This window comes from Superficieibacter sp. HKU1 (assembly GCF_029319185.1).
Taxonomy (GTDB): Bacteria; Pseudomonadota; Gammaproteobacteria; order Enterobacterales; family Enterobacteriaceae; genus Superficieibacter.
In genome coordinates this window covers 3,904,651-3,916,974 of record NZ_CP119754.1, presented here as the reverse complement: position 1 = coordinate 3,916,974, position 12,324 = coordinate 3,904,651, and the positions used below count along the sequence as shown (strand labels likewise).

The 12,324-nt window shown below is 53.8% G+C and carries 13 protein-coding genes and 1 pseudogene; 11 read left to right on the top strand and 3 right to left on the bottom strand.

Going from position 1 to position 12,324, the window contains the following annotated elements; all coding sequences use genetic code 11:
• Positions 1 to 11: 11 nt before the first annotated feature.
• Positions 12 to 824, bottom strand: a complete 813-nt coding sequence (locus P0H77_RS18615; RefSeq protein WP_276158699.1) for a hypothetical protein — start codon at positions 822 to 824, stop codon at positions 12 to 14.
• Positions 825 to 1,143: 319 nt separating this feature from the next.
• Here P0H77_RS18615 and P0H77_RS18610 point away from each other — a divergent pair, with 319 nt between their 5' ends.
• On the top strand, positions 1,144 to 1,269 hold the full coding sequence (locus P0H77_RS18610; protein ID WP_276158698.1) for a hypothetical protein: 126 nt from the start codon (positions 1,144 to 1,146) through the stop codon (positions 1,267 to 1,269).
• 18 nt (positions 1,270 to 1,287) lie between these two features.
• Here the strand turns inward: P0H77_RS18610 and P0H77_RS18605 are convergent.
• Positions 1,288 to 1,480: pseudogene (locus P0H77_RS18605) on the bottom strand (Arm DNA-binding domain-containing protein); the annotation flags it as partial.
• Between the two features lie 264 nt (positions 1,481 to 1,744).
• Here P0H77_RS18605 and P0H77_RS18600 point away from each other — a divergent pair.
• The 7 genes from P0H77_RS18600 to P0H77_RS18570 all read left to right on the top strand — a co-directional run bounded on the left by P0H77_RS18600 (position 1,745) and on the right by P0H77_RS18570 (position 8,563).
• The gene (locus P0H77_RS18600; protein WP_276158697.1) at positions 1,745 to 2,620 is read left to right on the top strand and encodes a ParA family protein; all 876 of its coding nucleotides are present in this window, start codon (positions 1,745 to 1,747) and stop codon (positions 2,618 to 2,620) included.
• A complete protein-coding gene (gene dnaB-PI, locus P0H77_RS18595) occupies positions 2,613 to 3,983 on the top strand; it encodes an SPI-7-type island replicative DNA helicase (protein ID WP_004115579.1) in 1,371 nt (456 codons plus the stop codon). Before P0H77_RS18600 ends, dnaB-PI begins: the two co-directional genes overlap by 8 nt.
• Complete coding sequence (locus P0H77_RS18590; protein ID WP_276158696.1) at positions 3,980 to 5,680, top strand: ParB family protein; 1,701 nt, start codon at positions 3,980 to 3,982, stop codon at positions 5,678 to 5,680. The genes dnaB-PI and P0H77_RS18590 overlap by 4 nt, the downstream gene beginning before the upstream one ends.
• Positions 5,673 to 6,383, top strand: coding sequence for a DUF2786 domain-containing protein (locus P0H77_RS18585; protein ID WP_004115576.1), 711 nt, complete (start codon positions 5,673 to 5,675; stop codon positions 6,381 to 6,383). The genes P0H77_RS18590 and P0H77_RS18585 overlap by 8 nt, the downstream gene beginning before the upstream one ends.
• Before the next feature lie 6 nt (positions 6,384 to 6,389).
• The gene (locus tag P0H77_RS18580; RefSeq protein ID WP_006777722.1) at positions 6,390 to 6,980 is read left to right on the top strand and encodes a DUF2857 domain-containing protein; all 591 of its coding nucleotides are present in this window, start codon (positions 6,390 to 6,392) and stop codon (positions 6,978 to 6,980) included.
• The gene (locus P0H77_RS18575; RefSeq protein ID WP_004115572.1) at positions 6,977 to 7,225 is read left to right on the top strand and encodes a hypothetical protein; all 249 of its coding nucleotides are present in this window, start codon (positions 6,977 to 6,979) and stop codon (positions 7,223 to 7,225) included. Before P0H77_RS18580 ends, P0H77_RS18575 begins: the two co-directional genes overlap by 4 nt.
• A gap of 99 nt (positions 7,226 to 7,324) precedes the next feature.
• The gene (locus P0H77_RS18570) at positions 7,325 to 8,563 is read left to right on the top strand and encodes an STY4528 family pathogenicity island replication protein (RefSeq protein ID WP_276158695.1); all 1,239 of its coding nucleotides are present in this window, start codon (positions 7,325 to 7,327) and stop codon (positions 8,561 to 8,563) included.
• A gap of 12 nt (positions 8,564 to 8,575) precedes the next feature.
• On the opposite strand, the gene P0H77_RS18565 is transcribed toward P0H77_RS18570, so the two are convergent.
• Positions 8,576 to 8,929 (bottom strand): hypothetical protein, encoded by a 354-nt coding sequence (locus P0H77_RS18565; RefSeq protein WP_276158694.1) that lies wholly within the window; start codon positions 8,927 to 8,929, stop codon positions 8,576 to 8,578.
• A gap of 68 nt (positions 8,930 to 8,997) precedes the next feature.
• Here P0H77_RS18565 and P0H77_RS18560 point away from each other — a divergent pair, with 68 nt between their 5' ends.
• Genes P0H77_RS18560 through P0H77_RS18550 form a run of 3 tightly spaced genes read left to right on the top strand, consistent with a single transcriptional unit; the run spans position 8,998 to position 12,304 of the window.
• Positions 8,998 to 9,723 carry a PFL_4669 family integrating conjugative element protein gene (locus P0H77_RS18560; RefSeq protein ID WP_276158693.1) on the top strand — a complete coding sequence of 242 codons (726 nt, stop codon included), beginning with the start codon at positions 8,998 to 9,000 and terminating at the stop codon, positions 9,721 to 9,723.
• A 1-nt stretch (position 9,724) separates the two neighbouring features.
• Positions 9,725 to 10,279: a hypothetical protein gene (locus P0H77_RS18555; protein WP_276158692.1), complete on the top strand. Its 555-nt coding sequence runs from the start codon at positions 9,725 to 9,727 to the stop codon at positions 10,277 to 10,279.
• Positions 10,280 to 10,294: 15 nt separating this feature from the next.
• Positions 10,295 to 12,304, top strand: a complete 2,010-nt coding sequence (locus P0H77_RS18550) for a DNA topoisomerase III (protein ID WP_276158691.1) — start codon at positions 10,295 to 10,297, stop codon at positions 12,302 to 12,304.
• Positions 12,305 to 12,324 lie beyond the last annotated feature (20 nt).

The following is a 12,324-nucleotide window of genomic DNA, read 5'->3' as shown; positions in this document are numbered from 1 at the left end:
GCCCGTATCCGTCAGATTTTATTGCTGTACCGATTGACCAGATCCTCAACCACCATTTTACAGGTTTTCTTTTTCAGATCTACAAGTTGCTGTTCTGTCATATCCTTTTTATTGCCTGTTTCTCCGCTTAACGCAACAGCCATCAATTCTGTGTTAACCGGTGAGTACGTTGCCCACTCCCCGGTCGCAACATCCACCAGTGCAAACCGGATCAGATAGCGCAGCGATGATCCGGAAACATTCCCGCCAGTATATTTTTTCCAGACCACCTCTTTTGTGGCAGCATTATATTTCCCGGCTTCAAGTTCGCTCCAGTAAACCACAATGGTCTTTTGCCTTCCCTTTGCGCCGATGTAGCGCAGCGCCTGCATATAATTGGCATTGATTATGCCGCTTTTGTTGTCTGAAAAATTTTCCGTGTCGCTGACTGTTTCCTTTACTGGTGTTACCAGTTGAACAGCCCTTTTTTTCCTGGCGACAGGAATACCGGAGAAAATGGAAACCTGGTAATATCGCTGCATTTCCTTCTGCATAATAACATCAGGTGCGCGTGATCCTGATTCCACCAGAATAACGGAGGACTTCAGCGGTATCTCAAACCCCTCCGAGGCTGCCTCCACCGCATTCTCAATATCTTCTTCCGTAATATCCAGCGTTAGCTCATCACCAAAAACATCCCGGTCGGTAAGTTGTGTTGTTACAGCGGGAATACCGTCCATTCGTGGTGTAGTCGCTCCGGTTTTCCGGCCATCAATAGATGATGATTTCGAACAACTGGCGAGTAAAAGGGTACAAATTATAGCGGACAGTGGCTTCATATTCATCGATGAGTCCTTATCTCCATATTGACACGCCCAAATTCGACAATCATTATACCGCTGTTTCCTGTAACAATAAAAACATTCATTTAGCGAATGGTATTACGTAAAAAATAATTAGTATGAATGAAAAAACACAATGAAATCAGTTTTATTTTGAAAAATTAATTCATAATAGCTACTGCTAAATTAAAATGCATAATATTATAAATTATTTATACCCTGCTGAAATTTACATCATCATTTTAATGATGGTCGATACGGTATTGAATTAATAATTAAATAACATTGGGATGCCTATCACATTTACAAGGAATACCTTTAGGTGCAAACTTCTGCAATCGCCGGGCCGCAAAAATACCTGCGGCAGGGGTCATCCTTCACTGCGCCAGTCTGCTGGCTGACGTTTCACCTGGCCGGAAACTATCCCGGTAAGTCCTGTACCTGCTGATTTTCAGCGCCCTTAACCTTTACGGGCTTCTGCCAGCGTAACCTGAGGATAGGGGCCGAAGGCCAGACGATTTTCCTTACCTTCAAAACGATAGCGGAAATACCACAGCTTAGAGTCGCTGGCAGATACCGTCAGGTACAGACGTTATGCATCGGTGAATTTGTAGGATTTTTCGGGGGGGCGCGGCGCGGATTTTACTGTCAGTCAACATGAGGGTCTCTCCATTCATCGAACTGAATGACCCGTAATCTGCCCCACAATTTTCCGGATACACAGAGATAAATCAAAACGTATCAGGAAAGTTTTTACGCTAACTCATTGAGTCACAAATACATGGGGATTTATAGGGAAGCATAAAAAGGAAAGGTGGTGCCCGGACTCGGAATCGAACCAAGGACACGGGGATTTTCAATCCCTGAGTCAAAGTTAATAGTTTGTAAACAGGCGTATTTGCATACTGTAAAGAGTGTGCAAAATGAAAATACTTCCCGTTATCTCTCCCAAAGGTGGAGAAGGCAAATCCACGTTTGCTGCTTACCTTGCCGGTTTTCTTGCCGATGCTGGCCTGAATACCCTTCTTGTGGATGCAGACTATTCCCAGCCCACAGCCAGCAGTATCTTCGCGCTGGAGCATGAATCCCCTTTCGGTCTCTATGAATTGTTGATGCAGATGGTCAGTGACCATATGCAATGCATTTCGCAGACCGCCATAAAAAATCTCGATGTCATCTACTCTAACGACCCGGACGAACTGTTGCCGACCGCGATGCTCCACGCTGCAGATGGCCGTCTTCGCCTGCGTAACATACTTCAGCATCCTTTCTTTAACCGTTATGACGTCATTATTGTGGATTCGAAAGGCGCAACAGGCGTCATGACCGAACTTTCCCTCCTTTCCTCTACCGGTAATGTGATGGGCGTTGTTAAACCCATCCTTCCGGATGTCCGCGAATTTATCCGCGGCTCCCTTCACATGCTTAACCGCCTGAAAACCTATGAAAATTACGGTATCCGCCTTCCTGATATTTCCATTCTCGTCAACTGTATCGAAAACACCCTGCTTGACCGTGAAGCAATGGACGGTCTTGCCGCCATCATTAACGAAAAACATTACGACGCCTCTGCGCTGGGCAACCGTGACGTTTATCGTTTACTCAATACCCGTATCGAGGCGCTGGATATTTTCAAACTGGGGCACGTAAAGCAGCAGCCCGTGCATCGTCTGGAATACAAAACACGCCGCAAAGGTCCGGCCGCAGCCGTCACCATGCACGACCTCGCGTGTGAACTGTTCCCTGAGTGGCAGAGCCATTTCAGTGACGTTCTGACCCGGGAGGTGCGTCATGTCTGAGATGATGATGCCCTGCTCTTATGAGGCTGAGCAGGCCGTACTGGGCGGACTGATGCTTGATAACGACCGGTGGGATGAGGTGATACTGCAAATCTCCCCGGAAGATTTGTTTTCCCGGCCGCACCGTATGGTCTTCCGCGTCATGGCCGAGCTGGCCGGAGAAGGGCTACCGCTCGATCTCATCACTATTACGGAACGGCTGGAGAACAGAGGCGACCTTGAACAGTGTGGCGGCTTTGCTTATCTGGCTGAAATGAGTAAAAACACGCCGTCTGCAGCCAATATCCTGGCTTACGCCGGGGTGGTGGCGGAGAAAAGCCGCCTGCGGCAGCTGATGACTGTGGGTAACAGTCTTCTTTCCGATGTGCAGGCCCCGAAAGCGAGCTCGGCGGGCATTCTTGAGTCGGCCGAAGGTAAGTTGTTTAACATTGCCGAACAGGGAGCCATGCAGCTCAACAGTGAGACCGGTGTTAACGAGGCGCTGGATAAACTGCTGACGCAGCTGGAAAGCATGTCCGCCAGTGACGGCCTCACCGGGACACCGACAGGGTTCAGTGAACTGGACGCGATGACCTGTGGTCTCCAGCCCGGCGATCTGGCCCTGCTGGCCGCCCGTCCTTCCATGGGGAAAACGTCGCTGGCCATGGCCGCCTGCACAGCGGCCGTGAGCGCAAAACCTGACGATCACGTCTTTGTGTTCAGTCTTGAAATGCCCTCAGAGCAGCTGATGATGCGCCTGCTGGCGATGGAAGGCCGGGTGGAACTGTCCCGGCTTCGCAGCGGCAACATGGATGATGAAGACTGGGCTCGCGTGTCCGAGGCAACCGGTCGCATTATTGAGTGGAAAAACCGTCTGATCATTGATGATACCAGTTACCAGACCCCGGCCACACTGCGCGCCCGCGCCCGACGCTATGTCCGCAAATACGGCAGACCCTCTCTCATCATGCTGGACTATCTGCAGCTTGTCCGCTCCCCCGAGCAGGAAAACCGCACGCAGGAAATAGCGGAAATTTCCCGCTCGCTTAAGGCGCTCGGTAAAGAGCTGGGCTGTCCGGTACTGGCGCTTTCCCAGCTCAACCGCCTGGTGGAGCAGCGGGCCGATAAACGCCCCAATAATGGTGACCTGCGTGACTCCGGTGCGCTGGAGCAGGATGCGGACCTCATCATGTTTATTTACCGGGATGAGGTTTATAACCCCGGCACCCCTGATGCCGGGGTGGCTGAGATCATTGTCGGCAAGCAGCGGCAGGGGCCAACCGGCACGGTAAAAGTCAAATTTGACGGGCGTTACACCCTCTTTTCGGAGTTTCAGGAAGGCAGCTATGACTTCGGTTACCGCAGCGGGAGGAAACAGGCATGAGCCGTAAAAGTTCTAATGTGGGGGCTGCCATGCTGCAGCCCGGACGCCAGTCGCAGGCGGCCGGCAATATCAGCGTCATGCCGGCGGCTGAAATGCCCATGGTCCTGACGCTCGACCAGTTAAGCCCGAATCCTGATAATCCGCGAACATCACGCAATCCGCGTTATGACGATATCAAGGCTTCCATCCGTTCGCGCGGGCTGGACACCGTGCCCAAAGTCACCCGTGACCCGGATGGTGAGCCCGATATGTACATCTTCAGCGACGGGGGTAATACACGTTATCAGATCCTGTCAGAACTGTGGCAGGAAACCGGAGAAGACCAGTTTTTCCGCGTCCATGTGTTGTTCAAGCCGTGGCCGGGACGGCTGCAGTGTGTTATTGGCCATCTGGCAGAGAATGAAGTGCGCGGGGAGCTGAGTTTTATTGAAAAAGCGCAGGGGATCCACAAAGCCCGCTCTATATATGAAGAGCAGATGGGAAAGACGGTTTCGTTGCGTCAGTTGTCAGAGCTACTGACCCATGAAGGTTTGCCAGTCCATTACTCAACAGTCAGCCGTATGGAAGATGCGCTGAAATATCTTTATCCGTGGATCCCAGACCTGCTTGAGTCCGGGCTTGGCAGGCCACAAATAACGTCACTGCTGGCGCTCCGGCATGATGCGGAACGCGTGTGGGATGAGTTTTGCCTGATTTCAGACACAGGCGACAAATCCTTCAGCGACGTTTTTGGCCAGTGTTGTGGCCGTTTCAACTCCCCGGAACTGTGGTCTCTGGAGATGTTTCGCGATGAATTTATTGGTGATTTACTGCAGGCGTTACCCCATCCGGAACTGGACTATGACCGCTGGATGATGGAACTCGATCCTAAAGAACGCAACCGCAGACATCACTTTGGCGAGCCGGAGACGGTTGCCTTTCCCGCCGCAAACAAGCCTGTTAATGCTGATCACGCCCTGCATACCACAGGCTCAGATGAGAGTGAAGGCGTCCCGCTACCTGTCTCCAGTTCACGTCCTGAGGTCTCAGGAGGGGCTGTAACGCCCGTTCCGGGTAATGCGTCTTCTCCTTCTGAAACACCGATTAATGAGCCCCCCCGGCATGAGGTTCAGCCAGATATGTACGGTGCCGCGCCGGTTATTTCAGGTGAGAGCGGGGATGTTAGCGGGCTGGTTACCCTCTCCGATGGGTACAGAGAAGAGAATGGCGGAGAAGAGGACAATGGGGAGGATGGCCTGCTTTCTCTTTTAACACCAGAACCTGAAGTTGTCCTGCAGGATGACGCGCCGGTGAGTAATGACAGCATCTGGCATGTGCCGGCCCATCAGGACGATATCGAACACCTGCAGAATACCGCTTTTCGTCTGGCCTGGGAGCTGGGTGAGGTCCTTGGCTGCGAAGATGAAATTCTTCCTCAACGCGACAACGACATGTCTGCCGGTTACGTCGGGGCAGGTGAGGTGCGTTCTGAAGCCGCCGCATTTCTGCTGGGCCTGACCGGCGAAGCGCCTGCGCTGCATCCTGCGGCAGGAGTGTGTGGCCTGCCGGAGCTTTTCACCGGCGGCCCGGGTGAGGGGGAAGCACCTGCCCTGACAGATGAAGATGCTCTGAAACTGCTCCGCCTGATGCGCGTTATGCGCCGTCTCCGGGAGCTGCAACGCGGTCTGAAGTACGGGGAGGATAACAGTGATGAATAACTCACAGCGACAGTTGCGACTGCTGAATCTTGTCAGGAAACTGCTGAAGCTGGGCCGCAGCAACAGTAATGCCCATGAGGCAGGACTGGCCCTGCAGCGTGCCCAGAAGCTGATGGCCAGATACGGTATCAGCGAGCTTGATGCCGGCCTTACATCCGTGCGCGAAGCGTCTTCCCGCACGGCCCCTTCGGATGCTGAAAAAGTTCCGGAATGGATGGTGACCCTTGTCCGGGGCGTCTGTCATGCCTTTGGCTGCCGCGCTTATTACTCATGGCGTCAGACCTCTGCCGGGTATCGCCGTTCGGTAACCTTTTACGGATTCAGTGAAAAACCTGAGATAGCAGCCTATGCCTTTGATGTGCTGACGCGCCAGCTGAAAGATGCCACAAATTCTTATCTCAAAACCCAGAGTAAGCGGCTGAAACTGGCCACACGCCGGGCGAGAGCGGAGCAGTTCCGTGACGGCTGGGTATGTGGGGTGCGTGAGGTGATATCGGCAACTGACATCAGCAGCGAGGAGCAGCAGGTAATGAGCCACTGGCTGGAAAGCCGCAGTATGAAAACAGTCACAACCCGTGAACTGAAAGCCTGCCGCGGGGCGGATACAGCACGTTATCAGGGGTATGAAGCCGGACAAAATGCCCGTCTTCATCAGGGTGTCAGCGGCCGGGGTCCGGCAGCCATTGGTTACCGTCAGGATTAAGGGGGAATGATGAACAGTTTATCTCAGGCTGCAAACGGATTATTGATGCAGCTGGTTATGGATCTCAGAAGTGGCTATCTCCGCCGCTGCGAATCGCTGGGACTGAACCGCGAGGAAATGCAGATGCTGCAGGGGCTCTCGCTCGAAGAGCTTCACTACCTTTCCGGCAGTGAGGTGTCGATCATCAGTGTGGGCATCAATCACGGCAATCTGGTGCGCATGCTACAGCAGGCCCGGACGGAACAGAAACGACTCCAGCGTATCGATCGGGCGCTGGCGCTGGGCGGCTCCATTGAACTGATGGCCAATTACTTCGGGCTCTCCAGTACGGACGTGGCGGCCCGCCGTCGCATTGCCGGTATCGATGTCCGGCCGGGGCGCGGTAACGCACTGGGTGATGAGGAAAACGCCGCCCTGTGGCGTCAGTGGCAAAAGTCCGGCGTTGAAGACGCGGAAAGTGCTGACGGGCTGGACGTGATGATGCTGGCTGCAGAACAGATGAACGTCTCGCTGACGTCGGTCTGGCATGCCGTCCGCGGCTGGCACAAGACCCGGCAGCCTTCTCCGGCCCGAACGCCGGTAAGGAAGACGGCATGAAATACAGGATGGTTGCGCCGGGCCTGCGGGCTCCCCATGGTACGCCGCCGCAATGCTGTCAAAAGGCGTTACGTCAGGTTCGCCGTTTCCGGCAGGGGGCGCGTAATTACACCCGGCTCGATGAGAAAGGCTGCGGTTACTACAAAATCGATCTCGGCCCGTTCTGGCGTCTGCTGAGTCGCAACGAAGGCCGGACATGGCTTCTTCTCAGCCACGAACGCTATAACAGCGCCATACGGAAATAGCAGCATGACAGCCTGTTTACCCTGCACCCGTACGCGGGTGCAGTACTAAGCATACTGACAGTTCAGAACGGCCGTGATGGCGGCCGAAAAGGAAAAATAATGAGTCTGCCTGCAGAAAGCCTGATTGCTTATACGCTGGATAAAATGAATGCCCGCCTTGCGGCCAGTCCCCGGCGGGATGATGGCAGGATACGTAACGGCCTGCTGTTTACCGGAAATGTGCATGATTCCATTCCCCGCCGGCTGTTGCTCGACACGCGGTTGTCACCACTGGACAAGATGGGCTGGATGATGATCCGGCTGTATGCACAAAATAATGAGGGGGCGGTTTTCCCCAGCTATGACGAACTGCAGTTGCAGCTTGCCTCACCCGGAAAGGGGAAAGCCTCAAGGGAAACGGTAAGCCGCGTCCTGCTGATGCTGCGAATAACCGGCTGGCTCAGCCTCTGTAAACGCGTGCGGGATGATAAAGGGCGGGTGCGGGGGAATATCTATGCTCAGCACGATGAGCCCCTGACGTTCAGCGATGCGGAAATGCTCGACCCCCGCTTCCTTGATGTGGTGGCGGATGCCTGCCTGAGTAAAAACCGGACTATCAGCCAGACCGCCCGCGAAGTGCTCGACGATATAAAAAACGACCCCACCATGCGCCATTATCGCAGCCATCTTGCACTGATCGAATCGCGTCTGGACAGCCCACAGACTCCCAGCCAGATGGCGAAACATCATCACCGAATACCCTGTCCCGCACCGGGTTCGGAAACAGAACTCAGTCATAAACGGCCAGGAATCGTCGCTAAAAAACAGGGTTCGGATACCGAACTCAGTCCAGAAAGGTACAACAATTCACTGAGTTCGGAATCCGTACTGCCAGTAAAAACAAGCAGTTATGACCGGGTTCGGAAACCGAACCATTACGTACGTAGTATCACACACAGTGTGAATAAAAATACGTACGTACCGGGTAAACCTGTGCTTCCCGACAGTCTGCATGAACTTGTGCCGGCAGAAGATATTGCCATGCTGACCGCCCAGCTGCAGGCGCTGCCTGAAGAACAGGCAAAACTTGTGCTGCTCAGCCTGCAAAAGGTGATGGCACGCCAGCAGCTCAGCAACCCGGTTGGCTGGTTGCTGGCCGTGATGAAGAAGGCACGTGAGGGCAGGTTATACGCGCCCCGTCAGGGTGGCGATATATCTGACAGTGTCGGGCAAAAAACAGTTCAGCGTCCCGAACAGCAACAATGGAAACCCGAACCACGCGCCTCTGCCCGCCCGGTATCGGAGGAAAATATCAGGGATCTGGTGAAGAAAATTCGGGAAAAAATCATAAATTCATGAAATCGCAGATTTTTACAGGCAGCGGAGCATGAAGTCTTGCACTTTTGCCAGCAAAATGCTGGCTAAAAAGTGAGCGCTGTTGCCAGTGGAAACACTGGCTAAAAAGTAAGCACTGTTGCCAGTGGCAACACTGTCTAAAAAGTAAGCGCTGTTGCCAGTGGCAACACTGTCTAAAAAGTAAGCGCTGTTGCCAGTGGCAACACTGTCTAAAAAGTAAGCACTGTTGCCAGTGGCAACACTGGCTAAAAAGCGAGCACTGTTGCCAGTGGCAACACTGGTTGAAAGCCAGGCAATACTTCTTCGCCATAAAAGAGATGAAGGTTCTGCAAATTTGTAACGGTGACGATCTGGTTTTAAGTTGTTCATATACCCCTCTCGCCCGGACTATCTCAAGCGTGTCAAAACTCATTACCCACTAAAGAGAGGCGTTAGACATGTCTGATGGTAAAACAAAGGGCGGAACAACCGCTTCACGAGCGGGGGCCCTACAGTCCTCTGTTAATATCCTGCTCCATACACATTATGCAATCCGGCTTTGGGAGGGCAGGAAACGTGATGCTCCGGACGAGACAGGGGTGAAAAAAAAGAGGCCTGAAATAATCAGCATGCCGCAAGCCATTGCGCGAGCTGGTAATGCTTCCCGAGACTCAGCGGCAGATAATCCCTATGCCGATATGGCTCTGGTACGGCTCGAAGAAGCCCTGCAACGAGCAACACTTAAAATTAATGAAAACGTCAGTTCACTGGATGCCATATTGTCAGCCGTACCCAAAGGGGTAACGCTTTCGGAAGTTGAATCAGCCGATCCGTTAAATGTCAGCGTTTTCAGCCGTTCACCGTTAGGATACCGGTGCGTATGGCTTCTGGTTGGATATGATCAGTTAGCAATGAAAGCTTTCCAGGCTTTTCATTACGGACTGATTTCGCGTTCGCAACGTGACGCTATCCTGGACAATGGTGGCCATGCTGTTCGTCAGGTCTATGGCGTGATTCAGCCTTACCGAACACTTGCAGTGACTCGCCGTGATATTGCAGAAAAAACCACGCAAGGGCTTGTTGCCATTGAGCGAAATGGCGAACCTGATCCGGATGTGTTACGCGGTAAAAAACGTTCTTCGTTCTCACCTCCGCTTAAAAACACCATAGCAGAGGAGGAATGATATGATTCCCCCTGTGTTCCTCCTCACCTCCTTCTTTTTACTGAGCGGATGCGCAACAACGGACTGGGCTGCGATTAATAAACAGGTCAGTGACACAGCCGCAAACCTGACAAAAACGTTGGGCGGCAACAGCAGCGGAGAAAGTGGCGGGATGCCGCTGATGAGCCCGGCGGGGCAACAGGCCCTGCAGTCCGTCGATAAAACGTTCTCCGTGCCGGTCGATGTGGATACCGCGGCGGCCCGCCTGAAGCGCCATTACAAATTTATCTCCACGCAGGAGCTTGAGGCACTGCGGCAGGCCGCAAATGACGGGGACTGGAAAGCGGCGGCTGAAGATGATGCGCATCCCGTCTGGGATGCCATGCCGGGCAGCTACTACAAAATGGGCTCCGACTGGAACGGACGTGATCACCTGGATATCGAAATCGAGAAAAACGGGTCCGGCAGCAGGCTCTATGTTGTCTATCGCTCATCATCAGCACAGCGTCTGGCCGGGTCCGGCGTCACGAAGCTGATGAATGATGTCCGCGCTGTTGCGGCGGGTGAAAAACGCTGATGCGGGAGGCAACACATGCAACTCTTTCTGTGTGAAAAACCCTCCCAGGCAAAGGATATTGCCCGCGTACTGGGTATCAGCAAGCGTGAGCAGGGATTTATCAGCGGCGGTAACATCGTTGTGACCTGGGCGGTCGGCCATTTACTCGAAACTGCCAGCCCTGAAGCCTATGGCGAGCAGTATGGCAGGCCATGGCGTGCCGATGTTCTGCCTGTGCTGCCTGAGGACTGGAAAATGGTCGTCAAAGAGCAGACAAAATCGCAGTTCACCGTTATCAGTAAGCTGCTCAAAAAGGCGTCTGAGGTGGTCATCGCCACCGATGCCGACCGCGAGGGAGAAGTTATCGCGCGTGAGCTGCTGGAATACTGCCGCTACAGTGGCGCGGTACGCCGGCTCTGGTTGTCAGCCCTGGATGAGGCCAGTGTGAAGGAAGCACTGGGCAATATCCTTCCCGGGGAAAAAACAGCCCTGCTGTATGATGCCGGCAAGGGCCGGAGCCAGGCTGACTGGCTCATCGGTATGAACCTGACTCGCCTTTATACCCTCAAAGCCCGTGACTCAGGGGTGTCAGAAGTGCTGTCCGTCGGGCGGGTACAGACGCCGACGCTTGCCATGGTGGTTAACCGGGATAATGAAATCACGTCCTTCGTGCCAAAGCCCTGGTGGCAGGTACATGCGCTTATTGAAAAAGAGGGCGTCCGGTTCCGGGCTGGCTGGGTGCCCGTTGAGCAGTACTGTGACGAGGAAAAGCGTTGCATCAATCCTCAGGCAGCCCGGGCGGTGGGACAGCTTTGTCAGCAGCAGGGCAGGGCTACGGTACTGGAGGTGACCCAGAAGCGGGAGAAAACGGCGGCACCCCTCTGTTTTGACCTGGGCACCCTTCAGCAGGTCTGTTCCCGAAAATTCGGCATGGGCGCAAATGATGTGCTCGCCATTGCTCAGTCACTTTACGAAACCCACAAAGCGACCACCTACCCCCGGACAGACTGTGGTTTTCTGCCAACCTCCATGCAGCAGGAAATTCCCGACGTGCTGGCAGCAGTGGCGAAATCCGATCCCGCTGTGGCCCCGGTACTGAATCAGCTGGACAGGCAGTTTGTCTCGCGCGTCTGGAATGACAAGAAAATCACCGCGCACCATGCCATCATTCCCACCCGGCAGGCATTTGATTTGTCGCGCCTCAGCGCCGATGAGCTGAAGGTCTACCAGCTGATTCGCCAGCATTATTTCGCCCAGTTCCTTCCGCTGCAGGAATCTGACGTGACTGAGGCGTCGTTCAATATCGGTGGCCAGCTGTTCCGTACACGCGGGAAAGTCGGTGTGGTGACGGGCTGGAAGTCATTGTTCCAGGCTGAAAAAGATGACGATGAAGAGGACGTCGACGGTGACAGTATGGCGCTGCCGGCGCTGGCAAAAGGGGATATTTGCGCTGTCACCGGTTCTGAGGTTAAGGATATGAAAACCAGTCCGCCCAAACCGTTCACGGAGGGGACGCTGATTGCTGCCATGAAGAACGCGGCCAGTTTCGTCAGTGACCCGAAGCTGAAGAAAGTGCTGCGTGATAACGCAGGTCTGGGCACAGAGGCGACGCGTGCGGCAGTACTCGAAACCCTCTTCAAACGACACTATCTGGAGAAAAAAGGGAAGCACATCCACTCAACGCAGATGGCCCGGGAGCTGATTGCGGCCCTGCCGGAAACGCTGACGAGCCCGGGCATGACCGCATTATGGGAGCAGGCACTGGATGATATTTCGCAGGGGAAAATGTCGCTTGCGGTCTTTATGCAAAAGCAGCTGCAGTGGACCCGTCACCTTGTCGAAAAAGGCCGCCAGGACAGTGTGAAAATCACCGCTCCCGTCACGCCTCCCTGCCCGTTATGCAAAGGGCCCACACGTAAACGTAAAGGTAAAAATGGTGATTTCTGGGGGTGCATACGCTATCCGGACTGTGAGGGAATTATCAGTACAGGTAAGAAGAAAGCAGCGAAGCGTAAAAAAACATCGGTTAAGGCTAAAACAGAATAATCCGCGCAGTATTGAACTAT

What these genes read in the sequence shown, in the direction of transcription:
- P0H77_RS18570 (WP_276158695.1), top strand. Translation starts at nt 7,325, where the DNA reads ATGAGTCTGCCTGCAGAAAGCCTGATTGCTTATACGCTGGATAAAATG.
- P0H77_RS18585 (WP_004115576.1), top strand. Translation starts at nt 5,673, where the DNA reads ATGAATAACTCACAGCGACAGTTGCGACTGCTGAATCTTGTCAGGAAA.
- dnaB-PI (WP_004115579.1), top strand. Translation starts at nt 2,613, where the DNA reads ATGTCTGAGATGATGATGCCCTGCTCTTATGAGGCTGAGCAGGCCGTA.
- P0H77_RS18615 (WP_276158699.1), bottom strand. Translation starts at nt 824, where the DNA reads ATGAATATGAAGCCACTGTCCGCTATAATTTGTACCCTTTTACTCGCC.
- P0H77_RS18550 (WP_276158691.1), top strand. Translation starts at nt 10,295, where the DNA reads ATGCAACTCTTTCTGTGTGAAAAACCCTCCCAGGCAAAGGATATTGCC.
- P0H77_RS18560 (WP_276158693.1), top strand. Translation starts at nt 8,998, where the DNA reads ATGTCTGATGGTAAAACAAAGGGCGGAACAACCGCTTCACGAGCGGGG.
- P0H77_RS18580 (WP_006777722.1), top strand. Translation starts at nt 6,390, where the DNA reads ATGATGAACAGTTTATCTCAGGCTGCAAACGGATTATTGATGCAGCTG.
- P0H77_RS18590 (WP_276158696.1), top strand. Translation starts at nt 3,980, where the DNA reads ATGAGCCGTAAAAGTTCTAATGTGGGGGCTGCCATGCTGCAGCCCGGA.
- P0H77_RS18565 (WP_276158694.1), bottom strand. Translation starts at nt 8,929, where the DNA reads ATGAACAACTTAAAACCAGATCGTCACCGTTACAAATTTGCAGAACCT.
- P0H77_RS18600 (WP_276158697.1), top strand. Translation starts at nt 1,745, where the DNA reads ATGAAAATACTTCCCGTTATCTCTCCCAAAGGTGGAGAAGGCAAATCC.
- P0H77_RS18575 (WP_004115572.1), top strand. Translation starts at nt 6,977, where the DNA reads ATGAAATACAGGATGGTTGCGCCGGGCCTGCGGGCTCCCCATGGTACG.
- P0H77_RS18555 (WP_276158692.1), top strand. Translation starts at nt 9,725, where the DNA reads ATGATTCCCCCTGTGTTCCTCCTCACCTCCTTCTTTTTACTGAGCGGA.